The following is a 25,004-nucleotide window of genomic DNA, read 5'->3' on the forward strand; positions in this document are numbered from 1 at the left end:
GGATCTTGTCCCTGTCGGTTCATGCAGGACAATGCTCGGATGACAAACGACGAGAACGCCGCGGCCCCGTCCATCAGTACGGGCTTTTTTGTCGGCATGCTGTTCGGCATAGGGATGGGGCTGATGCTTGGGCTGTTCGTCTTCGACAGCACAGCGATGGGCCTGGTAGTGGGCGGTGGCGCAGGCGGGGTCCTCGGTGTCACTTTCCCGGCGGCGCGGCGCTCACAGCGCCAGTCCCCATGACCTCCTACGAGATAACCCGGTGGTGCTGCTCGTCGAGGGCAAAGCCACGGGGGAGTGGGTGAAGCGGGCGGTCCCGGTACGGCTCCCGCACCCCGGTAAAGCTGCTCGGGAATCTGTCTCGAAGTCGGGGGTGAGCTTGTGGCAAGATCGCGGGATGTTGCGACTGACCGATTTCATCATCGACTGCCCGGACACCATGAAGCTGGCCGCGTTCTACTCCGAGGTGACGGGCCGTCCGATCAAGGAGGGCAGCTCCGAGCACTGGGCCGGCATTCAGTTCGGTGAGATCGAGCTGGCGTTCATTCAGGTGAACGACTACCGCGCTCCGCAGTGGCCCGACAGCGAGCACCCCAAGCAGTTCCACCTCGACTTCGAAGTGGACGAGATCGAGCCCGAGCAGCGCCGCGTCCTCGACCTCGGCGCGACGCTCAGGCAGGACTTCATCGGCCCCGACGGCTACGGCTGGCAGGTCTACACCGACCCGATCGGCCACCCCTTCTGCCTGTGCCGCAACAAGGGCGTCACCTGGACCGCCGAGGGCCCGGTCTGGCCCAAGCACGACTAACCGGCGCGGACGAGGTGCGTTGCTGCGGGCCGGATCCGGTCGGGTTGACGGGCACGGCCCGGTCGACGCAGCGGTGCGGGGATCTCCAGGCCTACGCCGCAGCGTTGGGGCGCAACTCGTCCGAAGCACGTATGCCGACGGCGATGCCCGTGAGCGCAGGTCGGCGCAGCGGAAGGGCCGTGGCCACGGCCGGTGGTGTCATGCCGTGGCTCTCGCGGGCATTCGACAGCGGCGCAGGTCAGCCGGGTAGTTCGCCGCGTACGACACTCTTGCCGGAATGGGCCGGGTTCCCGTTGTCCTTCTGGGCCGACACGTCGATCAGGGGGTAGCCGGTGAGGTCGACGCGTGTGGGCAGCGGCAGCGTCGCGGTGCCGTCCGGGCCGAGCACGCCCACCGCGATGAGCCGCTTGTGGCTGCGGTCCATGAGCCAGACCTCGTAGTACCCGTCGGTCCGGGGCAGGCCCGTCACGGTCACCGTGACTTCGCCGTCGGCCTGGGGGCCGCGGGCCACGCGTACCGTTCCGACGGCCTGTGGGACGGCCAACGGGGTCAGTTGGCCCGCCGGACCCGTGTCGGCCTGTTGCGCGTCATCGTCGAGCAGCCGTGCGGTGACGGCGCTGCCGAGCGCCGCCCCCGCCACGAGCCCCGCGGCGGCGAGCAGGAGGGCGGGGCGTCGCAACCACGTGCGGCGACCGGAATGGTGTGCGTCCGGGACCGGTTGAGTGGCGGCTGCCGTGTCGGCCCCCGTAGCGGCAGCGGCAGTGGTGTCGGTTTCGGCGGGGCGTGGTGTCGGGGCTGCGCCAGATGCCGGGGGTGGGGGTGCCCCTAATCCCAGTTCCGATGTGATCGAGTGCCAGACCCGGTCGGGTGGCGGGGTCAGGAAATCCTCGGTCGACACCTCGCGCGCGGCACGGACCACCCGCTGCAGCTGTCCGAGCTCCCCTCGGCACTGCGGGCAGCGGCCCAAGTGGTCGCGCTGCCGCGGCGTGGGGCCGGCCTCGGCTTCGAGGGCCAGGGCGGTCAGCTCGTGGTCGGCCAGATGTTCCGTCATGCCCCGTCTCCCCTCGCGGCGCGGTGCGCACGGGCGACCACCCGCCGCTCGGTCATGGTCTCCTCAGGCTGGGACATGGACAGCAGCGTAGGCACACCCGGCGGCCGGGAGGTCACGGCTGTACGCCCTTTCGAACCGCTCACCCCTTGCGAGTGAGTCCACTGGGACTTCGGCGGACGCCTCGGCGGAGGATGCAGGTGTTTCGCGTGCAGCCGCCCGCGCGCCCGGGCCGCCGCAGGGCGAGGCGGTGGCGGCAGGTCCGTGAGGTGACTTCCATATCGATGCGCGAACGATGCGAATGGCGACGTTGCATCGATTCGTCGCAAGGTCGACGCATCGCTCTTCTCCGACCCGGGAGCTCACGATGGCTACTGCTCGGCCCCACACCCCCCCGAGCGCCGACGCCAGGACCGCGCGTCCGCGCCGCTCGGACGACTCCCGGGCAACCGATCAGTTGCCTTCGTACGAGACGAACGTCGACGAGGCCGATCTCGCACGGCGTTTCCGCGACGGGGACGAGCAGGCGCTCACGCTGGCCTACCAGCGGTGGGGTGCGCTCGTGCACACGCTCGCCCGGCGCTCGCTGAACGACCCGCGCGACGCCGAGGACGTCACCCAGCAGGTGTTCCTGGCAGCCTGGCGGGGACGCGCGGGATACCGCCCGGAGCGCGGGGCGCTGGGTGGCTGGTTCGTGGGCATCACCCGCCACGCCATCGCCGACGCGCACGCCGCGCGGGCCCGCCGGACCGTCATCGAGAACGCTTCGGGGGCCCAGCAAGAGGAAGCCGTACGCCACTGGGGCGTCGACGAGACCGAGGCCGCCCTCAACCGTGTGCTGGTGCTGCAGAAGCTCGGCCATCTGACGCCCGTGCAGCGGCGCGTGATGGGTATGGCCGTCTACGGCGACATGACCCAGGTACAGATCGCCGAGCACACCGGCCTGCCGCTGGGCACGGTGAAGAGCCACATGCGCAGGGCTCTGCACTCGCTGCGCCTGGCGATGGAGCCCCTGGCCTGACCACGCCGCGCGGCAGCCCCCCCCGGCGGCGCCGCGCGGCCTCCCGCCCGCCGCTCCGGTTTTCCGCGCCGGAGCGGCGGGCCGCATCCGTAGACCGCCCGGCGAGGGAAGAACATGGCGTGACCCCGGACTCGGCACTTCTGGTCGGGGCACGCAGGGCACGGCGGTGGAGGCGAAAGTGGATGCGAACGAGGATCGTGGCGCCGGGGCGGGTGTCACGACCGGCGCCCTCGCGCGGAAGCTGGGCATTTCTCCCACCACCTTGCGGTCGTGGGACCGCCGCTATGGCCTGGGGCCGGCGACGAGGATCGAGGGACGGCACCGGCGCTGGACGGCCGAGGACGTCGCGATGGTGCAGGAGATGTGCCGCCTGACCGCACAGGGCCTGCCCCCGGCCGAAGCCGCCCACGCCTCCAAGGCTCATGCGGCCAAGGCCCACGCCGGGCAGTCCCGAACCGGGCAGTCCCAGGCCGAGCAGGCGTCCGCCGCCGACGAGGTTCCGCTCGCCTCGGCACCGCGCCTGCTCGCCCCGGTCGACGAACCGGCGGACGGGCCGGAGACGGCCTCAGGAGAGGACCCGGTCCCCGCGGACGCGCGCCGACGATGCCGGGGGCTTGCCCGCGCGGCGGTGCGCATGGACGCGGAGTCGGTGCATGAACAGATCACGGCGGCCATCGACACCTATGGCTTGATCACCGCGTGGGAAGAGGTGCTCATTCCGACCCTGCGCTCCGCCGGCCGCAAGTGGGAATCCGCCGAGGACCAGTACGTGGAAGTGGAGCACCTGCTGTCCTGGCACGTCTCCGCGGCCCTCCGCCACTCCTATGCCCGCTCCGCGGCCCGCAACAAGCCGGCGGACGCGCGCCCCGTCCTCCTGGCCTGTGTGCCGGGGGAGCAGCACACCCTTCCCCTGGAAGCGCTCACCGCCGCGCTCGCGGAGCACGGCCGGCGGGTTCTGATGCTGGGCGGCGCCGTGCCGGTCGAGGCCATGGAGGCGACCGTACGGCGCACCGCTCCGGCCGCCGTGGCGCTGTGGTCACAGTCCCGCAGCACCGCCGACCTCCCGCTGGCCCGCCACCTGGCGGCCATGCGCTGGGGCATCCACGGGGCCCGGACGCGCAGTCACGTGCTGCTGTGCGGCCCGGGGTGGGGGCTGCGTTCGGATCCGGAGCTGCTGCGCCCGCACGGTCTCGCCGACGCCGTCCGGACCATGCTCTCCGTGAGCCGCTCCGGCGGCGACGCGCCCTCCGCGAGCCAGGAGCACGCGACGGAAACCGCGTGAGACGCGGGCGGTCGGCTGCGGCGCGTCCGCTACGGCGCGGGCGCCTGCGTCCGCACGGGTGACCACGGGCCAGGCTCCGCCCGGCCCGTTCCCGCTGTGCGCCGGGCCGCACCTTGACGATCAGGGGCATCCGATCGCACCTGGGCGCGCACCCAAGACTGGCGAAGGCACCCGAACGCACCCGGAGGCGCCCAATCGCACCCGAGCGCATGCATCCGTGCGTGACCCCGGGCACGAAGTCACTAGTGCGTTATGTCCCTATGTGAGGCATTTGAGCTTGCAGCGGGATGCGGTTCTCCCACTCTCAGAGGAGCACTCATGATCGTCAAGAAGCTGCACGAGTCCGGTGTCAAGAGCGAGCACGCCTATCTCGCCGCCACCGCATCGATCGGCCTGTCACTGGTGTCCTGGCTCACCTCGCACAGGAACGAGGACCTGGAGCGTGCCGACCGCTGGGGCATTTTCATCGGCGAATGGGCTCCCACCTTCTTCGGCCTGGGACTCGCGCTGGCGAACTACGAGCGCACGGATCCGGCTTCCTGGGACGGATCGCCCACCCGTGCCGGCCACGAGGTGTGACCATGAGCGACCCGTTGGTTCCCCGGGGCGAGACCCCCGCCGTCGAGGGGTCGACAGCCGAGGCGCACCCCGAGCGGCCGGACGGCGGCATCTGGGACCACCCACGCATCTGGCTGTTCCTGATCACGGCCGGGTGTCTGCTCGTCGCCGCCCTCTTCCTGGCGCGGGTCGTCACCTGGTGAGCGCACGGGCAGGCCGTACGCAAGAGACCACGCGCAAGCATGGCGGCACCTGCGGCGCTTCGTAAGTCGGCTGCGGCCCTGACACCGATGCCCGCCCGGATCACCGGGCGGGCATCGGCGTCACGCGTCTTCGGCTGCTTCGGTCCCGGTGACCGCGTCCATGATCCGCCCGGCGTCGGCCGTCGCGTTCCCGGCCCCGGCGGTCCCGGCGGTCGCGTCCCCGGTCCCCCCGGTCCCGGCGGTCGCCCGGTACTCCGCGGCGAGGGCCTCGGCCATGTCCGCCACCGCATAGCGGGCCGTCACCGTCTCCCGCGCGGCCTGCGCGAGACGGACGCGACGCTCTTCCGGCAAGGACGCCAGCCGGTGCAGGCCGCGCGCGAGACCGGAGGCGCAGGAGGTGTCCATCAGGAGGCCGTTGACGCCGTCGCGCAGATAGTGGGCCACTCCGCCGCGGCGCGGCCCCGCAGCGGGCAGCCCCGCCTCCATCGCCTCGAGCACCGCGATCCCGAACTCCTCCTTGGCGCTGGGGCACACGTACCAGGCCGGCACGCCGGAGGCGGGATCGGCCAGGGCCCGCTCCAGGCGCCGCACCTCGTCGTTCGGCAGCGCGGGCAGCAGCGCCAGGCGCTGTGCCGCCGCGTGCTGGCCGGCGAGCAGCGCGCTGAGCGTGGCGCGCATGCGCTGTTCGGGCGGGGTGGGCCGCTGGGTGCTGCCGCCGACGACGACCAGCGTGGTCGTACGCCACGCCTCGGTCGCGAGCCAGGTGCGCACCAGCAGGTCCTGCTGCTTGACCGGGTGAAGTCGCCCCACGCACAGCAGCAGCGGCAGCTTCCTGTCCGCCGGGGACAGCGCGTCGGGGCGGCTCCCGTCGGCGAACAGATCGTCCAGCAGGCCCTGGCGCTGCGAGGTCTCCTGAGTCGCCGGGACGTAGGGGGCGATGCCCTCGGGCGGGGCCGCCGGTCCAGCGGGCCCGTAACGGTCGCCGAGCACGGGGAAGTGACGCAGCAAGTCCTGAGTGCCGGGGCGGCCGGGGATGCCGATCACGGTGTCGGCGCGGTCCACCAGGCGGTCGGCGCAGAAGATGCGGTGCAGCCCGTCGCGCAAGACCTCCGCGCGTTCCGGGTCCTGCGGACCGGCCTCGGCGTGCTTGTGGACCAAGGTGCGGTGGGGGTCGGGGGTCGCGGTGAAGAACAGCCGCGTTCCCGACCGGCCGGCGGCGTGTGCCAGGGCCAAGGCGGCGTCGTCGGCGTAGCGCACGTGCACGACGTCGACGGGGCGGGGCAGCGCGCCCAGCAGACGCGAGGCCCACCAGGTCAGCCCGGTGCGGTGCTCCGGCCACGCGTCGGGCTGGGGCGGCACGGGCGCGTCGACGGGCAGACGAAGCACCCAGTGGCCCGGGCGGCGTTCGCTCAACAGGTGTGGGTCGCGCTCCAGGCCGTCGTGCCCGGCGGTCACCACCGTCAGCACGCAGCCGATGCCGTCGCTGACGGCCAGCCGGTCGCCGAGCCCGCCCAGCAGCACGGACAGCCCGCCGCTCAGACCTTGGCCGGGCGTGTCCAGGTCACCCTGGAGCATGGTCTGCGCGACGATGATGCCCGGCGCCTGCCACTGCTCCCGTGTGAGCACGGGGGGCGGGTCGAGCAGCAGCCGCTCGTAAGGGTCGGCCGCGGTCTCAGGGGCCGGCAGGTGGGCCGCGCCACCGGGTACCTGACGCAGGTAGCGCCACAGGGCGTGCCGGAGGCCTCGGTCGGCCGGCACGGCGCGCTGGGCGACCGAGGTCCGTACGCGGCCGTCAGCCGCATCCACCGCAGCAGAGACATCAGACGGATCAGACACATCAACCGGACCAGAGCAATCAGCCGCCGCAGCCGCCTCGACCGCCTCGGCCGCCGACAGGGGGCTCAAGCCCGCCGATTCGGCCCGGTCAAGGAGCAACGCGGTGCGCGCGGCGTCCGGCGCGGGGCACAGCAGCATCTGGCGCAGGGTCTCCTCGGCATAACGCTCCCCGTGGCGGCGCACCGTGTCGGGCCACATCTCGTCCAGGACCGAGGCGAACCTCGGCCCGCCGTGAGCATGGGCGAGATGCGCCTCGGGAGTGAGCGGCACGGCGAGCCGGCAGGCGCGGCGCAGGGACGCGATGGCGGTGTCCTCGCGACTGAGCCCGTCGGGCTGACCGGACGCCACCGCGCGGGGCCGCAGCCCGTACTCCGCGTCGAGCAGCATCATCAGATCGCCGCTGGGGTGGTGGCCCACGACGGTGCCCGGACCGTCCGAGCCCGTGCGCGGCCCCCGGAAGAAGACGTCACGCGCGGCGACGAGCGGGTCCGGGTCTCCCTGAGAGGGCATTGCCGCCGCGGTGCCCCACGGCTGCGCTGCGGAGGTGGACACGTGGTCTCCTTCGTGCGGAACGGACGATGCTGCGAATACGCCCGACGGGGTTCACCCGGATGCACCTGGCAGCCACCAGGCGCTCGATCGGTCGGCCCGGCGCTCGACGGGCGCCAAAGAGTCGACCGCCACCCGGTAGGGCCGAGTACGACGGCCGCGCGCCACGCCGTGGCGCGCGGCACGGCCTGCGCGCCGACCACTCCTGCATCCGGCGGCCTGCCCCGGAGGGAAGGGACCGGTATGCCGCGCGTTGTGATCATCAGCCCACCGTTCTTCTCCCACGCCAGACCCCTGTCCGTCCTGGCCGCCGCCCTACGGGCCCGTGGCGCCGACGTGCACTTCGCGTGCGCGGAGGCCTTCGAGGACCTTGCGGTGCGGGCCGGCGTCCGCTTCGAGCCGCTGACCGTGACCCGCAACGCGAACACCGGTGTCGCCGAGGCCACGGAACAAGCGGCGCAGGAGAGGGCCCGGCTGGGCGAGTTCCTCGACGCCACCCGGCAGGGCGCGATCGCCACCTTGACGACACAGGCCCGCCACCGCCGGGCCGACATGCTGGCCGACCCCGACACCGTCTTCGAAGACCTGCGCGCCCTCGACGCACGCCTGCGCCCCGACTGGTACGTGGTCGACCAGCTCAGTTACGCCGTGACGCTCGCCCTGCACTGTCTGCGGGTGCCGTACGCGACGTTCTGCCCGGGGCACCCGACCTACGTCCTGGCGGACGCCGACAGCTGGTTCGGCGTCCCCTACGCCTGGCCGGCCGCTCTGCGGCCCGCCCCGCGGCAACTGACCGACCTGATGGCCACGGCCCAGGAGAACGACCGCACGTTCACGGCACTGTTCGACACCTTCGCCCGCGACAACGCGCCGGCCGCGCCCCGGCCGGGCCGCGCGTTCGCACTGACCTCCCCCCATGCCGTCGTGTACTCCTATCCGCAGCTGCCGTGGCTGCCCGCCCCCGGGGCGGGGCCCGAGCAGGTGTACGCAGGCCACATGGTCGGCCCGGCCGAGCCCCTTGACGACGCCTGGGCGCGGCGTCTGCGGCACCTGCGCGACCGGGCGGAGCGGGTCGTCCTGGTCGCTCTCGGCACGTTCTTGGCGGCCCGCGACGACGTATTGCGGGCCCTCGTGTCCGGGGTGTTGACCGGCACCACGGACACCTCCGTCGTCGTGGCGGCGGGTGAGCGGACGGCCGCTCTGGCCGACCTGGCCGGGGACCGCGTCGTCGTCGCGCCGTCCGTCCCGCAACAAGCCCTGCTCCCGCACGTGGACGCCATGGTCCATCACGGGGGCAACAACTCGTTCACCGAATGTCTGCGCTTCGGCGTGCCCGCGCTGATCCTTCCCTTCTCCAGCGACCAGTTCGCCGTCGCGCACGACGCGGAACGCGCCGGCGTCGGGCTCGTACGCGCCCCGAACCAGCTGTCTCCCCACGACGTGCCGGCGGCGCTGGACGCCGTGCACACGACGGTCCGCCCCGGCCTGGCGCGCTGGGCTCAGACATTCGACGAGCGCGGCCCGGACTACGCGGCCGCCCGGTTGCTGGCCGTGATGGACCAGGACCTGCGCCCGGTCCCGGGCGGCCGACGCTCCCGCGTCGGCTGAATCCGTAGCAGCTGAATCCGCATCAGGGCCGTGCCCAGAAGGTCTTGTCGGCACGGTGCGCTCGGACCTGGCCCGGACCTGCCGGGTCGGCGTACGTGCGCCGAACCGCACCGGCCAGCTGCCCGTACCTCCTCGACATGCAAGGCCCGTACCTCCTCGACACGCAAGGAAGGGACAATCTGTGTCGCTCTCCCGGTACCTCACCGTCCTGCCGGCGGCCCTGATCGGCGTCACGCTCGCCGCCCCGGCTGCCCAGGCCGCCCCGCCGCAGCCGCCGGCCGTGGACAAGGTCGACGTCGACCGCTACCAGGGCACCTGGTATCAGGTCGCCGCCGTGCCCCAGCTCTTCGAGATCCAGTGCGCCAAGAACGTCAAGGCGCGCTACACGCTCACCGCCACCGGAACCATCGGTGTCCGCAACAGCTGCACGACATGGCTCCGCACCACGAGCGCGATCAACGGCGAGGCCAAGGCACTCGACAGCTCGGGCGCCCGGCTCAACGTCAGCTTCCGCAAGAGCGGTGACTCCTACGCCCACACCGACGACGCCAACTACATCGTGACCGGCCTCGACCGCGACTACCGCTGGGCCGTCGTCACCGACAGCGACCGAGAGTCCGGCTTCGTGCTCTCCCGCAACCCCACCCTGACGGCTCGGCAGCTGAGCGCGGCCACCGCCTCCATCGCCGCGGCGGGCCTGGACGCGTGCGACTTCCGCATCACGCGCCAGGACGGCGGCGCCAACCGCAGCGGCAGCCTCTGCTGATCAGGGGAGCCGGCAAGAACGCTGTCACCGTCAACCGGCAGCTGCCCGTCACGCGCAAGGCGATCGGCTGGTGGCAGCGTCCTTACCGGCGCCCCGAGTACGGAACGCCGGGCCCGGGACGTCCTCAGTCCCGGCCCGGCGTGATCGCGGAGGCGGGTGTGGCACCGCCCCGCCCGGGGGCCAGCGCCGCCTTGCTGTCCCGGCGCCGCGCGGCCAGGGACTCGCGGGCGGCCTCGCGCGGGTGACGGCGGCGCCAGTAGGGGTTGTCGTGCGGCAGCTTGCTCGACACCCGGCCGTACATGCCGAAGCAGGCGATGAGCAGGCCCATGACGAAGCTGAACATCACGTTGGTCATGCCGAAGTCCAGGACGTTGGCCGGACGGTCCAGCACGAAGAGGTGGAAGAAGCCGCTCAGCAGGAACAGCCCGCCCACCGTCATGTTCAGCGACGAGGCGAAGTTGCCGCCGACCACGGCACCGCCGATCAGGGCCAGGCCCACGACGACCGAGATCACGCTGAGCACGCCATTGGTTGACAACCCCGCGAGCTGGGTCCCGTCCGTGTTGAAGGGGCTCAGCTGATCCGCGAAGCCCAGACACCCGAAGACCAGCAGGATGACGCCGCACAGGCCGGCTCCATAGCGGTACACCTGGGTCAGCTTGTGGTCGACGGGAAGTTCATCGCGAAGCCTCATGACATGTCCTCTCGCTGGCCGGAAGCGCCCCGCCCCACGACAGAGCCGATGCTCCGTCCGCTTTCACCCCCTTTTCCCCACAGGGAGGACAAAAGGTTGCAGCGTTTTCGTGGAAACCACCGCTGCGATGGCCGCGCCCGGAGGTGCGTCAGCCGATGAGCGGAAACCCCCTTCCATGGGTCGGCGTGCACCGGGATGCGGCGACGGGTCACCCGTCGATCTAGAATCGAACATGTGAACGATCCTGTCCCGCTATCCCGCCTCGATCTGCTGCGTTTCCTGGAACGCGTGCAGGAGCGGGACCTCGCGCGCACCCGCGGGTGGATCGCCGACGAAGAGCGGCGCGAGGCCGAGCGGGCCCGCGGCCGGCAGGCGCGACCACCGGCCCCGGCCTGGCTGATCGAGCAGGGCATCGGGCGCGGGCGCCCCGCGGTCTACGTGCACGTAGGTCACTGCGACATGGCGCCGACGCCGCCGCGATCGAAGGAGATCACCCAAAGCCAGGCGCGCCGCGCCCTGCACGAGGGTGTCGACGCGTGCCCGCACTGCCGCCCGGACACCGAGCTCGGCGTACTGGAATGAGGCTCAGCGGTCTCGCCCCTGCCGCATGAAACCTGGATGGATGCGCAGAGCGCCGATGCTGCCCCCGGCGCCCTTCCCCGCAGCCACTCGGCGAGGTGCCCGACGACCGTGGCCGCCTGCCGCCCGCCGCGGCCCGGGGGTAAATCGCCCGCTGTTACACACCTGTGTCGATTCGCCCTACAACGAACCCGGGGGCCGCCTCGTCTAGCAGGTGGGATCCGACCCGCGGACCCAGGCGAACGAGGAGTGGGCAGCAATGGGGGACATACGCAGACGAGGAGCAGTGGCTCTGGGGATCACCGTGCTGGTGGCGCCGCTCACAGTGGCTCTCGGCACCGGCAGCGCTCAGGCCGCCTCGTGCTCGACCCAGACCGGGCCGTATCAGAAGCAGGTCGAGAAGTTCCTCGGCCGCCCGGTGGACGGCAAGCAGTCGGCAGCCGACTGCAAAGCCATCAAGGCCTTCCAGACCAAGCACAAGATCACCCCGAACGCCGGCTACGCGGGCAGCGTCACCTGGGGCGTCATGAACCTCATGAACAAGCAGAAAGCGGTGGGCAACAACCCCAACAAGGCCGGGAAGTGCCCGACCAACAAGGGGCGCATCGCCTGTGTCGACCTGACGCTCCAGCTCAGCTGGATCCAGGACGGCGAGAACCTCAAGTACGGCCCGGTCCCGGTGCGCACCGGCCGCAACGGCCACGAGACCCGCACGGGCCTGAAGAAGGTCTACTGGCGCAACATCGACCACGTGTCGAGCATCTACCACGTGCCCATGCCGTACAGCCAGTTCTTCGACGGCGGCCAGGCGTTCCACTCGGTCGGCATCAGCGTCTGGTCCCCGCCGGGCTCCCACGGCTGCGTCAACATGACGAAGACGGACGCCGTGAAGTACTGGAACACGCTGCGCAAGGGCGACGACGTCTTCGTCTACGGCCGCAAGCCGGGCACCTGATCCGCCGTTTGTACGGACCGACGGCCCACGTGAGAGGGCGCCGCCGCGCGCAGCGGCGCCCTTCCCGAAGCGGCTGACCGAAGCGCGGCAGTTGCTCCCCCGTGCGGATTCGAGCGGGGGTGGGGCAGCGGTTCCTGTCCGGCTTCAGGGGAGCTTCGTCGTACCGTCGATGCGGGCCAAGTCGATGTCGCTTCGGGCAAGTCCTACATGCGTGAGGTCGGTGCCGCGCAGATCCGTGTCCGTGAGATCCGCGCCGCGCAACTTGCTGCAATGGGATTTCACGAGGGATTCCTTGTGTTGGACATCCATGCACCGCAGATCCGCGCCGCGCAGATCTGCCCCGCTCAGGTCCGCACCGCGGAGGTCTGCTCCACGCAGGTTCGCTCCGCGTAGATCCGAGTAGAAGAGGCTTGCATCTCGAAGGTCCGAGCAAGGTGGCGTGGGCGTGGTGAGCACATCCACGCAGCGCAGATCCGCACCTCGGAGGTCGGCTTCGCCTGCTTCGGCACTGCTCAGCCTCACGGCACGCATCGTTGCGCCGCGCAGGTCTGCATCGACCAGATTCGCCTCGCCCAAATCAGTCTTGATCAGCACGGCTTTGCGTAGATCGGCATGGCTCAGATCGGCAATGCGAAGATCCGCGTGGCCGAGATTTGCGCGCTCTAGGTCCGCGTCGTTCAAGGACGCACGTCGCAGCTCGGCCCACGGCAGAAAAGCTCCGCTCAAGTGAGCCTTCGTCAAGATCGCGCTCCGCAGCATGATGCCTTTCGTATTCACCTTCGACGAAGAGGTGCCCGCATCGGGCAGCCAGAATGCTTGCAGCCGCGAGGGAGCCAGGTCAGCACCGGGGAGCCAGATGGACGTGAGGTCGAGTACGAAGGCCTCGTCGTGCGTGGTGTCACGATCGGACAGGACTTTCAGGGCTGCTAGGACGTCGGCAGGGACGTCCTTTCCGGCCGGTGGTGCCTTGGCGGCGTGACTGCGCGCGTATGCAGCCAGGACGTTGTTGATGGTGGGCTGATCGCGGGAGGAGTCCTGCATGATCCGCTGGAGCGCGTAGATGCCGCCCAAGCGCACATCCATCGCGTCCGCACCGAGGTTGCTGACGGCGGCGGTGTACCGCTCGGTTATCTGCCCCTCCCTGGCCAGCGCCCTGTCTTCTTGCGCCTGGGCGTTGGACTGTCTCATCTGCGCGTTTGTCTGCTGCGTCTGGACGTTGGAATACCAAAGACCGCCAACCGCCACAGCCGAAGCCACCAGAACAGAGATCAGTTCCGTTCGCCGGGCCCAATCCAGACCGCCTTGGTTCCGCTCGCCTCGGGTGGCGCGTCGTCTCCTGTCCGCTCGCACGGTGAAGCGGGCCGATCGGCGAAACCGTGTGGAACGGAAAGGCGTGGGAGACATGGGCATATCCGACCGTATGTATCTTTCCATCCGCAGTTAAATCGGAAAAAAACACCCGCGATCGAGCATGCGGCCTCAGGCGGCGCGCCACCGTCGCATCACCCTCCGCTGACGGGTTACCAGCTCTCGTTGTGCTCAAGCGTCAGGGCCTTCGCACCGTGACCGGCTGCAGCCGACAGGGGAGCGACCGGCGGGTCGTGCGCAGGATGCCGAACACGGTCGGTCGAATTCACGCATTCACAGACGATGTCAGGGCACACGGGCGTCTACGACAACTCGACTACATGACAGCAGAGATGGGTGTGATGGCATGTCCTTCCCCGAGCATCCTCAGACGACGTCCGACCACTACGCGCAGTCTCCCGAGCACTCCGGCATGCGGCCGAGCAACGGAATGGCGATCACCGCTCTTGTTCTCGGCATTCTGGCGATCCTGCTGTTCTGGACCGTCATCGGAGGCGCACTGCTCGGTCTGCTGGCCGTGATCTTCGGCATCATCGGCGCGCGCAAGGCGCGTGGCGGCCGGGCGCCCTACGGCAAGATGTCGATTATCGGTGCGGTGCTGGGCGGGCTCGGCCTGATTGCATCGGGCGTGATCATCGCGATCGGCGCCTCGATCCTCAACTCGGACGAGTACAAGAACTTCGATGACTGCGTCAAGCACGCCGACTCCCAGAGCGAGCGGGACGCGTGCGCCAAGGACTTTGACCGCGAGGTCAACGACTGACCCGTACGAAGGCCGTGCTCTTGGCACCCGCACCTTTCAGAGCGCGCACCCGCCTTATGGGGCACGAAAAGACCGGTGCCCGGCCATGGGGTGTGAGCGTGGGAGGCACATGGCACGCTGTGCCCAAGCATTGACCGCTTCGCGGGGCTGCGGTCTGCTGAGGCAACGCAGTGCCGGCGCGCTCGCTTTGGGGGAGCCCATGCGACTGAACACGGCGAGGCAAACGGCACGCGACCTGAAGGCGGGCGCCAGCCCGCTCGCACTGGTCGCCGCCGGCGTAACCGCGGGACTGGCGCCCTTGTTGCAGCTGGATACCTGGGTGTCCCCGGCCGCCGCGGTGGTGGCCGTACTGTCCGGCAGCAAAGTGGTCCAAGGTGACGTGCTCGCACCTGCGCGCTCCCGGGCAGTCGCGCGAGCCGTCCGGCCTCTCTACGTCGGTGCAGATGAAGAAGGAACTACCTACCGTCCGGCCGCGAACGCCTTGCAGATCGCCGCAGGAATGTGGGCAGCTCCTGCCCACGTGCTGTACGACGGGGGCCACTACCAAGTCCTCCTGCCGGACGGCGCCACCGTCGCGCTGCGCCCACTGCACCGTCATGAGCACCACGACATTGCGGTATTCGGTTCGCATGCCGTCTGGCCGTGGGCGGTGAAACCACAATGGGGCCCACCCGAGCCGGGAGAGCGCATCACGATGGTGGGATGGCTGGTCGGCAGCAAGGTGGCGACGGTACAGGCCGCGATCGACCTCACCGCTCAAGAGAGCCAGACGGCCGGGATGGTCACCATGATCGGCCCTGCACCGCCGGCAGGCTCCTCAGGCGCGGCCCTCATTGCTTCCCGCAGCGGACGCGCGCTCGGCATCCTCACCGGCGTGGGCGCGCTCGACCCGCGGCAGTACGCCCCGGAAGCAGGAGGCACGGGCATCGTCCTCGGTGTTCTGCTCTCGGCTCTCCCGGTCCGGTTCCGAGCACGGTCGGCTGCTTCGGATCCCCTGCCTGACCAGCGCAGCTGACGCATCTCGCCGACAGGCGCGTACGCAGATGTCTACGTCGCCGACGTAACGCCCTCGGTGCGCGTCACCGCTGGGTCTGCCGGGTAACTCGCAGTCAAAGACGCAGCCCTTCCCATCCCACTGCGTTGCCCGCGGGCCCGTCATCGGACACGCGACACGGGATCGATCCGTCTACGTCGCCGTGATGCACTCTGCCATCACCCTGGCACCCACCGTCGGACGCCTTGTCGCAGACGAACTCGTGACCGGCAGGCCGGCCACCGAGCTGCGCCGCTGCCGCCCACGGGCCCTCTGATCTCGCCGCGCAAGGACGTTGATCACGGCAGCGGGTTTCGCCCCCTCGCCCAGCGGCATCGGCAGAAACTGGCACCGCTACACGGGCGATGCCCCGCCTCTGGTGATCTGGTCCCTCACCACACGATCGAGTGCCGCCCGGCCTGCGGGCCCCCAGTGCGGCTTGCCACCGGGAAGACCCCGGTCTCCGTTCTGCCCCATGAGCATCAAGAAGAGGCTCTTCATCGCGGCCAGCCCGCGGGCCCGCCGGATCGTCGCCTCGTCTGCCTGCGCGTACGTGTCGAAGAACCGTGAGGCCGCACCCGTCGGCAGCAGCACCCATGCGGCAGCAAGGTCCCACGCCGGGTCGCCGGCGAAGAGGTCACCGAAGTCCACGATGCCCGCAAGAGTGCCGTCCGCGACGACGACGTTGGCGGGATAGAGGTCACCGTGCACCCACAGCGGCGGACCCTCCCACGCGGGGGCCGCGACGGCGTCGTCCCAGACGGCCCGCACCTCAGCAGCGATGTCGGCGGGGGCAACGGCCTGGAAGAAGTTCTCGAAGCCAGCCGTGCAGTTTCGGGGATGGGCGCCGCGGTCGGTGGCGATCGGTGCCTCGGTGGGCGCTGCCACATGCAGTGCCCGGAGGAATCCAGCCAGCGTGTCGGCCGCGTGGACGCCGCGGCTGATCACACCGTGGTCCAGCGGCTCGCCGGGAACCCACGTCATCACGGTCCAGTGCTTGGCGAAGCGCTCGGAGGGGGCGCCGTACCGCACCGGGGCCGGGACCGGCAACGGCAGGCGCGGAGCCAGCACGGGCAGCCAGCGCCGCTCCTTGAACTGGAGCTCCCCGGTGGGGTCCATACGCTGCATGCGTACGGCCAACTCGTCCCCGAGGCGCCACATTTGATTGCCCCAGCCCCCCGGCACCTCGCGGATGGTCAGCCCGGCAAGGTCTGGATGCTGCTCCTGCAACAACTCCCGGACCAGCTCTGCGGTGATCTCGATCTCGGTCATGCGAAGCCACAGTACCGAGGCAGACGGAGGAGATCGCGCCGCCTGAAAAGGCCGCTCGCGATTTCCTCGGCACCACGGACTGACCAGCCACACAGCGACAGACCATGGAGCGTTGTGCAGCTGCTATGGGGTTGGCGCAACTGCTGTGGGGCGCGGCGCGGCTTCTCGCGGGGCGCGGCTACGGTCGGCGTCACGGCCTGCGCTCGATGCGTCATCACTCCATCGACTGCAGAATGCGGTCGAGTGTCCGGCGTCCCATGTTGCTCATCGACGGGTTGCTCTGGACGTAGTACCAGACGACCCCCATCGCCTGTTGGAACGCCCATGCTTTGCCGCGCTCCCATTCCACGTCGCCACAGCCCAGTGCCCGCCGGAGTACTTCCCGGGGGCCCGGCTGCAACAAGTGCCAGGCACTGACCAGGTCCAGCGCGGGGTCGGCCGGGCCGAAGCCGCCGGTGTCGAGCACCCCCTTGAGGCGGCCTCCTTCGACCAGCACATTGCCGGGAATCAAGTCACCGTGGCTCATCACGTCGGCACCAGTGCGTGGCAACTCCCGAAAGTGACGCCACGCCTGGCGCAGCCGGGGCACGTCCAGTAGCCCCTTGCTCTCCTCGAAGCACTCCGCCATCCACTCGTCGTGGTCAGTCAGTACGCCGCCACGGCCTTCACCGCTGAACAGCCGGCCCCTCGTCTCCGCCGCCCGCAGGGCAGCGATGAAGGCCGCAAGGTCCTCGGCGAAAGCATCCGACCCACTGGGGTCGGCATCGAAGGCAACCGTTCCCGGCAGCCATGTCTGGACCGACCACGGCATGGGATAACCCGCTCCGGGCTTCCCCAAGGCGACGGGTACCGGGACGGGGAACCGAGACACCCCCGCCAGCTCCGCGCTCGCCCGGGCTTCCTGTTCCAAAACCGCCAGCGCCCCGGCAGCGTCGGCCACACGCAGCGGGAAACGCGCAGAGAGGTCGTGCCCGATACGGAAGATGGCGTTGACCGTCCCGGTCGACGGCAGAAGTCGGATCGCCTTCCCGCTCCACTGGGGGAACTGCTCGTGGACCAAGGCCGCCACCATTTCGGGGGTCACGTCGACTTGGTCATCGTGCATGATCATCTCTTGCAGGCCCTTTCCCCAGTCCGATTCGAAACGTCGGAAGCAGACCAGATCAACTGAGACGGACAGCCAGTATTCATGCGGCAGGGGCCAGAGCAACCACGATTTTCAGGTGCCGGACCGACGCATGTCGGCTCTGCAGAGCTCGCCTGTCGTGCTGCGGTCGGCGCGTGTGCGGGTCACCCGCAGGCGTGCACTCCTGGACGTCCCACGCCGCAAAGGCGGCGCGGATCAGATGCCGGGCCTCGCGGGCGGTCTCAGGGAGGTTGGTCAACGTGGGGTGATAGCCGGGATGTTGTCTGACTGAACCCCACAGGACACGAGAAGCAACGCGCGCTGGTGGTACTGGACATCGCGGCCGGTCATCTCGCCGACGGACGCATTGACGCGGCCTTCGCCCTTGCCGCGCAGGCTTTGCGAACAGGAATGGGCTACCGGTCGGAGCCGGATCCTGGAACGGGCGCGTACGCTGCGTCGGCGACGAGCCCGTGGGCGAGGTCTGGCCGTCCGACCATGCTGCTGTCCTCGCAGATCTACGAGCGCCCTCGGATGCGCACCCTCTGCCCTGACCGGGGTTACGGGCAGCCTTCGCTCTGACAGGGTTACCGGAAAGCCTCCGGGTCCCGTGCCGCGTCTGGGGTCCCGGAGCGTTGGCCGGGAATGCGGCCGCACACCAGGTTGCCCGGTTCTGCGGGGTCGTCGCTGATCCAGAACTGGGTCCACAGGGTCGCGAATTCGGCGCGGGTGAGGTAGCCGTCTCCGTCGTGGTCGAGCAGAGGGAAGACGTCGCGGGTGTCGCGGGGCTGTCCGTGCCACGTTTCGACGAGCCGCTAGTGTTCGCGCGGCGAGATGCGGCCGTCCTTGTCGGTATCGACGGCGTCGAAGAGGGTGTCGGCCGTGGCCGCGACCTCCTCGCGCATGGCGGGTAACTGGTCGACCACGGCGAGAAGTTCACTCAGGTCCACCGTGTCATCGCGGTTGGCGTCGGCGGCTGCCAGCAGAACGTGCCACCAGCCCTGGCAGACCTCGTCCACCTGGGCGCGCAGCTCGGTGCCGGGCTCCACGCCGGGCAGCTGGCCCCAGCGGTCTGCGAGCGCCGCGAAGTCGCTCTCTTGGAGGTAGCCGTCGGAATTCGCGTCGAACGCCGCAAACATGGCCTCGAGCTTGTCGTGTTGGAAGGGGCTGGCCACAGCCGGGCCTCCTGAACGTAGTACCGGCCGCCCTCGGCGCCTGATGCGGGACAGCCGGCGTGTATGCCGGTGGATGATGTCTGTCCGCGCGCAGGGCATCCGGAACGACACGATCGGATGGCCTCAACCGGCTCCAGGTGGGGAAGGGGCAGCCTCCTCGCCCTTGAGGTCCCCGGCCCCAGGGACCCATCCGGCCCGTACAGGACCTACGGCAGAGGCGGCGCAGGCGGTGTCCCCTCCGACGGCTTGAGGGTGTCGTGGCAGGGTGAGGCGAGGCGTCTTCCAGGGCCCCGCCCCCGTTGGCGCCGCGCAGGTGCCGCCCGCCTCAAGAGCTCTGGCCGCGGGTGGCGGCGTGGCGCCGTCACCAGTACTGGATCATCACTCCGGTGAGGAGGACGACCCCCACTGTGAGGCAGGTGAGGCCAAAGACCGCCCCGAACATGTCCTTGCCCGGCTGAGGCTCCGAGGCGGTGGCCTTGTCCGGCTCCTCGTTCGTGTAGTAGACGAGTGTCTCGTCGTCTGGCGTCCGGTTCGCCGGGCCACCCGCTTCCGTGAACCGTATGGCCAGCCCCTCCGCCGTCGTGAAGTCGTACTCGTGCCACTGGATGCGCCGCGCCACGTTGTTGACCACCTGGACAGTGACCCAAGCGCGCACCACCCGGGCTTGGGTGGTCAGGCCGCTCTCCCACGCCGCGCGCCGTTGGCGCGTTCGCTGCACGATCGCATGGGCGGCCCAGAACATCACCACGATGAGCAGTGGGAAAAATATGTGGAAGACGAAGTCCATGCCGTGCGCACCCCGTACAGGAGAAGAGCCAGCGATGTGTGCACCGTCTGGTGACCGATCACGGCGCAAGCGGACCCTATCCGAGTACATCAGGGTCATGACATCTGAGCGGACCACGCGGTGACGTGCGAGCAGCCGCAGGGCTCGGCCCGTGTGTGGTACCAGCGGCCGCTCCTGGCTGCGCAGGCCCCTGCACGAGCCCACACGTCAGCTCTGTTCGGCAGCCATCGCGTCGAAAGTCTCCCGCATCAGTTGGTCGATGACTCCTGGCCGTCCGGCCAGGGAATCGAAAAGGTCGGCGAGGAGCCACAACACGAAGCCGTGCACCAGCGCCTCCTCCGCCGGAATCCGTCCGAACCGGTCGCGCCACGCCACGGTGTCCATGCCCATCGCGGCGGCCATGAGGACACCGGTGGCCATCGGCACCTGAGCCGGGTCGGCCTTCTCGAACGTGGGGAGTTTGCGGATCACGGCGGGGATCAGATCGCTGAGCGGATCGAGCCGGTCCTCGCCGCCGGATTGCTCGGCGATCAGGTATCCGGTCAGCACGCCGACCAAAAAGACCGTGCCCCGAGACACCTCCTCCCGTCCGTGGGCGTCCACCGCTGCCTCGACCTGCTGCTGCGCCTCCTGGCGACCCTCAGCAGACGTCCGTTTGTCCAGGACCCGGTAGGCGGCCCACGCCGCACGGATCGCCTCGTCCACGACCACGCCATCACTCGTCATGGAACAAACCGTAGGCCAGCCAGCGCGCTCTTCGGGGATCCCGCCAAGGAAGCCGCCCTGCTTCGCGGCCACAGCTGTACCAGGAGGCCCTAAAGGATGCTCCAACCAGGGATGGCACGCCTCCGGCGCCTTTCACGGCTGTTCGCCTGGGGCGAGACCTCCATGTGGACTGACCGCCACCGTGCGGTGCTCGGACGGGTTTCCTCGTGCCCTCCCCTCGTCTCGCTGGGGCGAGGGTGGGCGAGTTCGGGGACGCGCTGCTCGTCGGCGTCGATTCGGAGTGTCAGTGGGGCGTCGTAGTGTGCCGACATGACCAGTCTTGCTGCCGACGGGGAGGATGTCCCCGGCCCGCCGTACGTCCCGTCCTCAGGGGCCCAGCCCAACTACGCGTCCGCAGCTGCCGCACTGGCCGAGCGGTACGAGAGCCTGACCTTCGAGTCCGTGCACGGGCAGATCCTGCACCTGTTGCCCCAGAGCCCGGTGCGGGTCGCCGACATCGGTGCGGGCACCGGCCGGGATGCGGCGGCTCTGGCCGGGCGCGGCCACGAGGTCCTCGCGGTCGAGCCGGTCCGGGAGCTGCGGCTGGTGGCTCAGCAGCTGCATCCGGACGTCCCCATCACCTGGCTGGAGGATTCGCTGCCCGGCCTGGAGCGGGTGGAGGGGCGTTTCGGGCTGATCCTGCTCTCCGCGGTGTGGATGCACCTGGAACCGCGGGAGCGGACCGCGGCCATGCGTCGCCTGGCCGAACTCCTGGCCCCCGGAGGTTTGCTGCTCATCTCGCTGCGTCACGGACCACCACCGGCCGACCGCACCATGTTCGACGTACCTGCGGCCGAGACTGCCGCCCTGGCCCAGGAGTGCGGCCTGGGCCTCGCGCACCTCGGCGGTGGTCAGGACCAGCTGGACCGCAACGAGATCCACTGGAGCGAACTGGCGCTGCGGAAGGGGCCGGTGTGACAGCGGATGCCTTCTTCTCGGCCGAGCCGTCCGCCCGGTCGTCCTGGCGTTTGGCGATCTTGATGGGGGCCAACTCCCGCACCTACAAGTTCGCCCTCGGTGAGGCGCTGCTCGAGCACGCCAGACACGGGCACACAGAGATCCTGCTGCGCGAGCTCGCCGTGCCGTACGCCATGAGCCTGGCCGAGCACGCGGCCAAGGCCCCTCAGGCGCCCGAGGGCGCCTCGATCGGCGAAGCCGATTTCCTGGGCATCGCGGCCGCCGAGCGCGAGGAGACACGACAGCTCGGCCGACCCACGGACCTGCTGCTGGACGCCGCGGTCAAGTCGATGCCCGCGATGGTCATGCAGAAGTTCCACAACCTGCGAGGCGGAAGCCAAGTCCCCCACCGCTTCTACGAGGTGACGGGGTCTCCGCGGCGACGCAGCGTCCGGCTGACGCCCGAGCTCTTGCAGGTGGCGCAGTCGGATCAGGCGACAGGCCTACGGGCTGAGCTCGGCGCACGCTGGAGCATCGTGGAGTGCTCCTTCGCCGCCGGCATCGGCCGTGCCCTCGTCCAAGAGGGCGTCACCGTGAACTGGCCGACGGTGGAACTGACCGACAAGCGCCGCCGCCGCTCGATCGCCGGCGTAGCCGACGCCTTGCTCGGATTCCAACACGGCCGCTGCCTGACCTGCGACGACGTGCTCGACCTGGCCGATGCGGTCGCCGTCGACCACGTCTTCCCCTACTCGCTCATGCAGCGCTACGCCAGCGTCGGCGCCTGGACTGGCCCCGACCTGGACGTGCTGTGGAATCTGGCCCCCGCGCACGAGGCTTGCAACAGCGCCAAGAGCGATCGTCTGCCACGACCCGACGAACTGGACCGGTTGGCGAGGCGCAACGAGGCGATCATGGGCTCTCCGCATCCCTTGCGGCAGACCCTGCGTCTTGTCCTGCAGGCAGCACCGGGTAGCCGGGTGTCCGTCCGGTGGGCAGATTTCCTGCACGAGGTGCAGCGCTGCTGCCTTTGACGCGGCCCGTGGGTGGGCGGGAAGTTCCCGGAGCGGCGGAACTCGCCTGTCGGCACCTTCGCCGTCGGGCGAAGGCGCGTGCCGTGCTGAAGCCGCCTTTGCCTTCGTCGCGGAGCGTGATCCGGCTCTACGACGAAGGCAGGCGGCGGGGGCGGGTCAGGGGAGGGTGCGGTCGATCTCCTGCGCGAGCGGGCCCTTTTCCCTCGGTGGTGGGCCGGCCTCGGCGCGCCCTGGTGGACCCGGCGGCTGGATTGCCGTCTGGGGCGGGGGACTGGGTCGGGCTTGTGCAGCGGTGACGCGCAGGCGCCCTCTGAGGGGATCAGGGGCGCCCGCCGGTGTGTTCAGATACCGCAGGACGACGCCGACCAGAAGCGGCTCGCGCGGTGGTCGAGGTGAGTGTGGTCGCCGTGGCCCGGGTAGCCGGGGCCGAGAATCCCGTTGAAGCCGTGGTTGCGGGCCTGCTGGGCCAGGCGGCACAGCGAGTGCGGGCCCGCGCCGAGGTCGGCCGCGTCGCCGTACAGGTGGCGGCTTCCGTCTGCGCCGCCGACCGCGTCGTTGCAGGCGTGCGAGCGGAATCCACTGGTCACGCGAATGGGCTGGTCACCCAGGGCGTGCCGCAAGGCCTCGAGCTTCCACATGGTGCGCAACGCGTTGGACTTCGCGGTGCTTGCGCTCACAGCGCCGCCGGCCCAGGTGGAGTTGCAGGTGTTGAGTTCGGCGTAGGTGAAGTGGATCGGTGTGCAGTCGTTGTCCTGAAGGGCGTAGATCTTGCTGAAGGTCGCCGGGCCGGCGACGCCGTCGGCGGCCAGTCCGTAGGCCGACTGGAACCGTTTGACCGCGGCGGTGGTCGCCGGGCCGTAGGCACCGTCGATTGCGAGCGCGCCGCCGCTGCCGGCGTGGCCTGCCACCCGTACCTGCAGCTGCGTCACGTCGGCACCCGAGGACCCCTGGGACAGGGTGCGCGACCAGGTGTAACAGCTGTCGGCCTGAGCGGTTCCGGTGGTTGCCACGACACCGCCCAGAGTGGCGGCAATGAGCATGACAATCGATAGGACGAGTCGTGCGGTGCGTCTGGTCATCGGGGCACTCCATGAGGGGCGGGGGATGGGAGATGCGCACGTGCATCCCGAGCCTGGCGGGAGGGGCGGCGCACGTCAACGGGACGTGTACGGCCGTCATTTGTCGGACCATTGGCGATCGACGGCCTCGACGGCCTCGACACCCTCGACACCCTCGACGGCCTCGACGGCCTCGACGGCCTCGACGGCGGAGCGCCGGGCCGAGCGTGCTTACCGCGCCCGCCTCACCCGCGCGGGAAGCGCCCAAAAAGCGCTGCGTCAGCACTGCGGGTCTCAGGTCGACAGCCACCAGGACGCAGGCACATTGAGCAGGCCGGCCGGCAACGGCTGCCCGCCCGCAGGCAGCAGGTGACTCGGCGCGCTGCCCTCGGCGTCCGTGAAGTCGAGCCGGGACCCGCAGAGCTGCGCGCCGGTGAGGTCGATCGTGCCGTCGGAAAACTGCGCGCGGGTGAAGTCGACCGTGCCGCCGGCGAAGAGCGCACCGCGGAAGTCGACCCTGCCGCTGGAGAACCGAGCGTCACGGAAGGAGACCGTGCCGCCGGTGGCGAACACCGCGCTGGAGAAGTCACCGCCGTCGAAGACGACGCCGGTGAAATCGAAGTCGTGCCCCTGCCAGGACAGGTGCGTCTCCTCGGGGCCCACCGACGTGCGGTCCCGGATGACGCGGATGATGGTGTGCCGCACCTCCCGCAGTGCCAGGTAGGTACGCCGGGCGGCGGCGTCGTCTGGCGGCAGATCGGACTCGGGAAGATAGGGCAGGCGCAGATAGGCGCACAGCACGTCGATGCAGGTCTGGCGCAGCAGGTCGGTGGGGGCGTCGTCGGCAAGATTGGCCAGCGCGTGCACCCCGCCCAGGCGCACCGCCGCGGACTCCTCGCCCAGTTGGGACACCGCGGTGGTGAACCGCTCGGTGTGCAGGCGGGCCGCCTCGCGCAGCGCGCCGTCCTCGTCCACCCGCTGGCGGCGGTAGGCCACCACCAGGGCGACCAGCGCACCGGCCCCGGCGACCACCCCGAACGCCAGCTTCACCAGGTCGAAGAGCGTCGAGGCGTCCATGTGGCGCTGGGGCTTCAGGCCGCGGGCGCCGAGCAGGTCCCACCCGGTGACGAACACCGTCCCCGCCACGGCCAGCGCGGTGAGGAAGGTGAAGGTCAGGGCAAGGCCGACGGGCCACAGGCGCAGCCCACGTGACGTCCGGCGGCGTTTCAGTTGAGGAAGCACACCGAAGGATCACCCAAGATCACCATCGGTTGCAGCCTGTCGACGCAACTCGTCCCGGCACCGGCGGCACGATGACGGCGGCAGGACTGCGTACGGGTGTCAGGCCGCGCCGGTCGAGTGGGAGCGCCCCGGGGTGGTCCCGTCCACGACCGAGAGCAAGTCCACGACGAAGATCAGTGTCGAGCCCGGCGGGATCAGTGCGGAGGGTGACTGCTTGCCGTAGCCGAGACGCGGGGGGACGATGATCTCGCGTCGGCCGCCGACCTTCATCCCCCGCACTCCCCGGTCCCAGCCCTTGATGGCCCGGCCACCGCCGACAGCGAACTTGAAGGGCCGGTCCTGCTCCCAGGAGGAGTCGAATTCCTTGCCGGACGCGAAGGTGACTCCTACGTAGTGCACTCGTACGACCCTGCCCGGCTGGGCCTCGGGTCCGTCGCCCACCACGAGGTCCCGGGTCGTCAGCTCGGTGGGCGCGTCCCCCTCCGGAACCTTGACTGTGGGCTTGGTCAGTTCGCTCATCGCGGTCCCATCGTTCGCCGCCGGAGTCCCGTGCGCGGGTCGGCCGGCCCCGTGGACG

General features: G+C 70.1%; 26 protein-coding genes. 14 read left to right on the plus strand and 12 right to left on the minus strand.

Annotated features, from left to right (window positions below; genetic code table 11):
• Window positions 1–39: 39 nt before the first annotated feature.
• Both QBL25_RS42145 and QBL25_RS42150 read left to right on the plus strand, forming a co-directional pair.
• Window positions 40–243: a hypothetical protein gene (locus tag QBL25_RS42145; protein WP_409062272.1), complete on the plus strand. Its 204-nt coding sequence runs from the start codon at window positions 40–42 to the stop codon at window positions 241–243.
• A 154-nt stretch (window positions 244–397) separates the two neighbouring features.
• Complete coding sequence (locus QBL25_RS42150; RefSeq protein ID WP_409062273.1) at window positions 398–808, plus strand: VOC family protein; 411 nt, start codon at window positions 398–400, stop codon at window positions 806–808.
• 238 nt (window positions 809–1,046) lie between these two features.
• Here QBL25_RS42150 and QBL25_RS42155 read toward each other — a convergent pair whose 3' ends face one another.
• Window positions 1,047–1,859, minus strand: a complete 813-nt coding sequence (locus tag QBL25_RS42155; protein WP_409062274.1) for an anti-sigma factor — start codon at window positions 1,857–1,859, stop codon at window positions 1,047–1,049.
• 364 nt (window positions 1,860–2,223) lie between these two features.
• Here QBL25_RS42155 and QBL25_RS42160 point away from each other — a divergent pair, with 364 nt between their 5' ends.
• The 4 genes from QBL25_RS42160 to QBL25_RS42175 all read left to right on the plus strand — a co-directional run bounded on the left by QBL25_RS42160 (window position 2,224) and on the right by QBL25_RS42175 (window position 4,920).
• A complete protein-coding gene (locus QBL25_RS42160; RefSeq protein WP_409062275.1) occupies window positions 2,224–2,877 on the plus strand; it encodes a sigma-70 family RNA polymerase sigma factor in 654 nt (217 codons plus the stop codon).
• Between the two features lie 178 nt (window positions 2,878–3,055).
• A complete protein-coding gene (locus QBL25_RS42165; RefSeq protein ID WP_409062276.1) occupies window positions 3,056–4,159 on the plus strand; it encodes a MerR family transcriptional regulator in 1,104 nt (367 codons plus the stop codon).
• A 318-nt stretch (window positions 4,160–4,477) separates the two neighbouring features.
• The gene (locus tag QBL25_RS42170; protein WP_409062277.1) at window positions 4,478–4,738 is read left to right on the plus strand and encodes a hypothetical protein; all 261 of its coding nucleotides are present in this window, start codon (window positions 4,478–4,480) and stop codon (window positions 4,736–4,738) included.
• Window positions 4,739–4,740: 2 nt separating this feature from the next.
• A complete protein-coding gene (locus QBL25_RS42175; protein WP_409062278.1) occupies window positions 4,741–4,920 on the plus strand; it encodes a DUF6480 family protein in 180 nt (59 codons plus the stop codon).
• Window positions 4,921–5,040: 120 nt separating this feature from the next.
• Here the strand turns inward: QBL25_RS42175 and QBL25_RS42180 are convergent, their stop codons facing one another.
• Window positions 5,041–7,308 (minus strand): glycosyltransferase family 4 protein, encoded by a 2,268-nt coding sequence (locus QBL25_RS42180; RefSeq protein ID WP_409062279.1) that lies wholly within the window; start codon window positions 7,306–7,308, stop codon window positions 5,041–5,043.
• A 240-nt stretch (window positions 7,309–7,548) separates the two neighbouring features.
• On the opposite strand from QBL25_RS42180, the gene QBL25_RS42185 reads away from it, so the two are divergent.
• Both QBL25_RS42185 and QBL25_RS42190 read left to right on the plus strand, forming a co-directional pair.
• The gene (locus QBL25_RS42185) at window positions 7,549–8,913 is read left to right on the plus strand and encodes a nucleotide disphospho-sugar-binding domain-containing protein (protein WP_409062280.1); all 1,365 of its coding nucleotides are present in this window, start codon (window positions 7,549–7,551) and stop codon (window positions 8,911–8,913) included.
• Between the two features lie 181 nt (window positions 8,914–9,094).
• On the plus strand, window positions 9,095–9,679 hold the full coding sequence (locus QBL25_RS42190) for a lipocalin family protein (RefSeq protein WP_409062281.1): 585 nt from the start codon (window positions 9,095–9,097) through the stop codon (window positions 9,677–9,679).
• Window positions 9,680–9,803: 124 nt separating this feature from the next.
• On the opposite strand, the gene QBL25_RS42195 is transcribed toward QBL25_RS42190, so the two are convergent.
• Window positions 9,804–10,373, minus strand: coding sequence for a DUF4383 domain-containing protein (locus QBL25_RS42195; RefSeq protein ID WP_409062282.1), 570 nt, complete (start codon window positions 10,371–10,373; stop codon window positions 9,804–9,806).
• Between the two features lie 234 nt (window positions 10,374–10,607).
• On the opposite strand from QBL25_RS42195, the gene QBL25_RS42200 reads away from it, so the two are divergent.
• Both QBL25_RS42200 and QBL25_RS42205 read left to right on the plus strand, forming a co-directional pair.
• Complete coding sequence (locus tag QBL25_RS42200) at window positions 10,608–10,955, plus strand: DUF6233 domain-containing protein (protein ID WP_409062283.1); 348 nt, start codon at window positions 10,608–10,610, stop codon at window positions 10,953–10,955.
• Window positions 10,956–11,211: 256 nt separating this feature from the next.
• Window positions 11,212–11,907: a L,D-transpeptidase family protein gene (locus tag QBL25_RS42205; RefSeq protein ID WP_409062284.1), complete on the plus strand. Its 696-nt coding sequence runs from the start codon at window positions 11,212–11,214 to the stop codon at window positions 11,905–11,907.
• Window positions 11,908–12,051: 144 nt separating this feature from the next.
• On the opposite strand, the gene QBL25_RS42210 is transcribed toward QBL25_RS42205, so the two are convergent.
• Window positions 12,052–13,095, minus strand: a complete 1,044-nt coding sequence (locus QBL25_RS42210; RefSeq protein WP_409062285.1) for a pentapeptide repeat-containing protein — start codon at window positions 13,093–13,095, stop codon at window positions 12,052–12,054.
• Between the two features lie 526 nt (window positions 13,096–13,621).
• Here QBL25_RS42210 and QBL25_RS42215 point away from each other — a divergent pair.
• Together QBL25_RS42215 and QBL25_RS42220 are read left to right on the plus strand one after the other, a co-directional pair.
• Complete coding sequence (locus tag QBL25_RS42215; protein ID WP_409062286.1) at window positions 13,622–14,038, plus strand: DUF4190 domain-containing protein; 417 nt, start codon at window positions 13,622–13,624, stop codon at window positions 14,036–14,038.
• A 199-nt stretch (window positions 14,039–14,237) separates the two neighbouring features.
• Window positions 14,238–15,053 carry a hypothetical protein gene (locus QBL25_RS42220; RefSeq protein ID WP_409062287.1) on the plus strand — a complete coding sequence of 272 codons (816 nt, stop codon included), beginning with the start codon at window positions 14,238–14,240 and terminating at the stop codon, window positions 15,051–15,053.
• A gap of 372 nt (window positions 15,054–15,425) precedes the next feature.
• Here the strand turns inward: QBL25_RS42220 and QBL25_RS42225 are convergent, their stop codons facing one another.
• The 5 genes from QBL25_RS42225 to QBL25_RS42245 form a co-directional block, all read right to left on the minus strand.
• Window positions 15,426–16,343 (minus strand): aminoglycoside phosphotransferase family protein, encoded by a 918-nt coding sequence (locus tag QBL25_RS42225; protein WP_409062288.1) that lies wholly within the window; start codon window positions 16,341–16,343, stop codon window positions 15,426–15,428.
• Window positions 16,344–16,557: 214 nt separating this feature from the next.
• On the minus strand, window positions 16,558–17,454 hold the full coding sequence (locus QBL25_RS42230) for an aminoglycoside phosphotransferase family protein (RefSeq protein ID WP_409062963.1): 897 nt from the start codon (window positions 17,452–17,454) through the stop codon (window positions 16,558–16,560).
• 830 nt (window positions 17,455–18,284) lie between these two features.
• Window positions 18,285–18,644, minus strand: a complete 360-nt coding sequence (locus QBL25_RS42235) for an EF-hand domain-containing protein (RefSeq protein ID WP_409062289.1) — start codon at window positions 18,642–18,644, stop codon at window positions 18,285–18,287.
• Window positions 18,645–19,005: 361 nt separating this feature from the next.
• Window positions 19,006–19,431, minus strand: a complete 426-nt coding sequence (locus tag QBL25_RS42240) for a hypothetical protein (protein ID WP_409062290.1) — start codon at window positions 19,429–19,431, stop codon at window positions 19,006–19,008.
• 207 nt (window positions 19,432–19,638) lie between these two features.
• Window positions 19,639–20,157, minus strand: coding sequence for a hypothetical protein (locus QBL25_RS42245; RefSeq protein ID WP_409062291.1), 519 nt, complete (start codon window positions 20,155–20,157; stop codon window positions 19,639–19,641).
• Window positions 20,158–20,466: 309 nt separating this feature from the next.
• Here QBL25_RS42245 and QBL25_RS42250 point away from each other — a divergent pair, with 309 nt between their 5' ends.
• Together QBL25_RS42250 and QBL25_RS42255 are read left to right on the plus strand one after the other, a co-directional pair.
• A complete protein-coding gene (locus QBL25_RS42250) occupies window positions 20,467–21,114 on the plus strand; it encodes a class I SAM-dependent methyltransferase (protein ID WP_409062292.1) in 648 nt (215 codons plus the stop codon).
• Window positions 21,111–22,127 (plus strand): HNH endonuclease, encoded by a 1,017-nt coding sequence (locus QBL25_RS42255; protein WP_409062293.1) that lies wholly within the window; start codon window positions 21,111–21,113, stop codon window positions 22,125–22,127. The genes QBL25_RS42250 and QBL25_RS42255 overlap by 4 nt, the downstream gene beginning before the upstream one ends.
• 341 nt (window positions 22,128–22,468) lie before the next feature.
• Here the strand turns inward: QBL25_RS42255 and QBL25_RS42260 are convergent, their stop codons facing one another.
• The 3 genes from QBL25_RS42260 to QBL25_RS42270 all read right to left on the minus strand — a co-directional run bounded on the left by QBL25_RS42260 (window position 22,469) and on the right by QBL25_RS42270 (window position 24,946).
• Entirely contained in the window at window positions 22,469–23,206 is a 738-nt protein-coding gene (locus QBL25_RS42260; RefSeq protein WP_409062294.1) for a D-Ala-D-Ala carboxypeptidase family metallohydrolase, read from the minus strand.
• Between the two features lie 273 nt (window positions 23,207–23,479).
• The gene (locus QBL25_RS42265) at window positions 23,480–24,427 is read right to left on the minus strand and encodes a pentapeptide repeat-containing protein (protein WP_409062295.1); all 948 of its coding nucleotides are present in this window, start codon (window positions 24,425–24,427) and stop codon (window positions 23,480–23,482) included.
• Window positions 24,428–24,526: 99 nt separating this feature from the next.
• Complete coding sequence (locus tag QBL25_RS42270; protein ID WP_409062296.1) at window positions 24,527–24,946, minus strand: FKBP-type peptidyl-prolyl cis-trans isomerase; 420 nt, start codon at window positions 24,944–24,946, stop codon at window positions 24,527–24,529.
• Window positions 24,947–25,004 lie beyond the last annotated feature (58 nt).

Source organism: Streptomyces sp. SYP-A7185 (genome assembly GCF_046103685.1).
Taxonomy (GTDB): domain Bacteria; phylum Actinomycetota; class Actinomycetes; order Streptomycetales; family Streptomycetaceae; genus Streptomyces.

What these genes read in the sequence shown, in the direction of transcription:
- QBL25_RS42210 (WP_409062285.1), bottom strand. Translation starts at nt 13,095, where the DNA reads ATGAGACAGTCCAACGCCCAGGCGCAAGAAGACAGGGCGCTGGCCAGG.
- QBL25_RS42150 (WP_409062273.1), top strand. Translation starts at nt 398, where the DNA reads ATGTTGCGACTGACCGATTTCATCATCGACTGCCCGGACACCATGAAG.
- QBL25_RS42240 (WP_409062290.1), bottom strand. Translation starts at nt 19,431, where the DNA reads ATGGACTTCGTCTTCCACATATTTTTCCCACTGCTCATCGTGGTGATG.
- QBL25_RS42245 (WP_409062291.1), bottom strand. Translation starts at nt 20,157, where the DNA reads ATGACGAGTGATGGCGTGGTCGTGGACGAGGCGATCCGTGCGGCGTGG.
- QBL25_RS42195 (WP_409062282.1), bottom strand. Translation starts at nt 10,373, where the DNA reads ATGAGGCTTCGCGATGAACTTCCCGTCGACCACAAGCTGACCCAGGTG.
- QBL25_RS42175 (WP_409062278.1), top strand. Translation starts at nt 4,741, where the DNA reads ATGAGCGACCCGTTGGTTCCCCGGGGCGAGACCCCCGCCGTCGAGGGG.
- QBL25_RS42225 (WP_409062288.1), bottom strand. Translation starts at nt 16,343, where the DNA reads ATGACCGAGATCGAGATCACCGCAGAGCTGGTCCGGGAGTTGTTGCAG.
- QBL25_RS42220 (WP_409062287.1), top strand. Translation starts at nt 14,238, where the DNA reads ATGCGACTGAACACGGCGAGGCAAACGGCACGCGACCTGAAGGCGGGC.
- QBL25_RS42260 (WP_409062294.1), bottom strand. Translation starts at nt 23,206, where the DNA reads ATGACCAGACGCACCGCACGACTCGTCCTATCGATTGTCATGCTCATT.
- QBL25_RS42205 (WP_409062284.1), top strand. Translation starts at nt 11,212, where the DNA reads ATGGGGGACATACGCAGACGAGGAGCAGTGGCTCTGGGGATCACCGTG.
- QBL25_RS42145 (WP_409062272.1), top strand. Translation starts at nt 40, where the DNA reads ATGACAAACGACGAGAACGCCGCGGCCCCGTCCATCAGTACGGGCTTT.
- QBL25_RS42170 (WP_409062277.1), top strand. Translation starts at nt 4,478, where the DNA reads ATGATCGTCAAGAAGCTGCACGAGTCCGGTGTCAAGAGCGAGCACGCC.
- QBL25_RS42250 (WP_409062292.1), top strand. Translation starts at nt 20,467, where the DNA reads ATGACCAGTCTTGCTGCCGACGGGGAGGATGTCCCCGGCCCGCCGTAC.
- QBL25_RS42160 (WP_409062275.1), top strand. Translation starts at nt 2,224, where the DNA reads ATGGCTACTGCTCGGCCCCACACCCCCCCGAGCGCCGACGCCAGGACC.
- QBL25_RS42155 (WP_409062274.1), bottom strand. Translation starts at nt 1,859, where the DNA reads ATGACGGAACATCTGGCCGACCACGAGCTGACCGCCCTGGCCCTCGAA.
- QBL25_RS42215 (WP_409062286.1), top strand. Translation starts at nt 13,622, where the DNA reads ATGTCCTTCCCCGAGCATCCTCAGACGACGTCCGACCACTACGCGCAG.
- QBL25_RS42270 (WP_409062296.1), bottom strand. Translation starts at nt 24,946, where the DNA reads ATGAGCGAACTGACCAAGCCCACAGTCAAGGTTCCGGAGGGGGACGCG.
- QBL25_RS42185 (WP_409062280.1), top strand. Translation starts at nt 7,549, where the DNA reads ATGCCGCGCGTTGTGATCATCAGCCCACCGTTCTTCTCCCACGCCAGA.
- QBL25_RS42230 (WP_409062963.1), bottom strand. Translation starts at nt 17,454, where the DNA reads ATGATCATGCACGATGACCAAGTCGACGTGACCCCCGAAATGGTGGCG.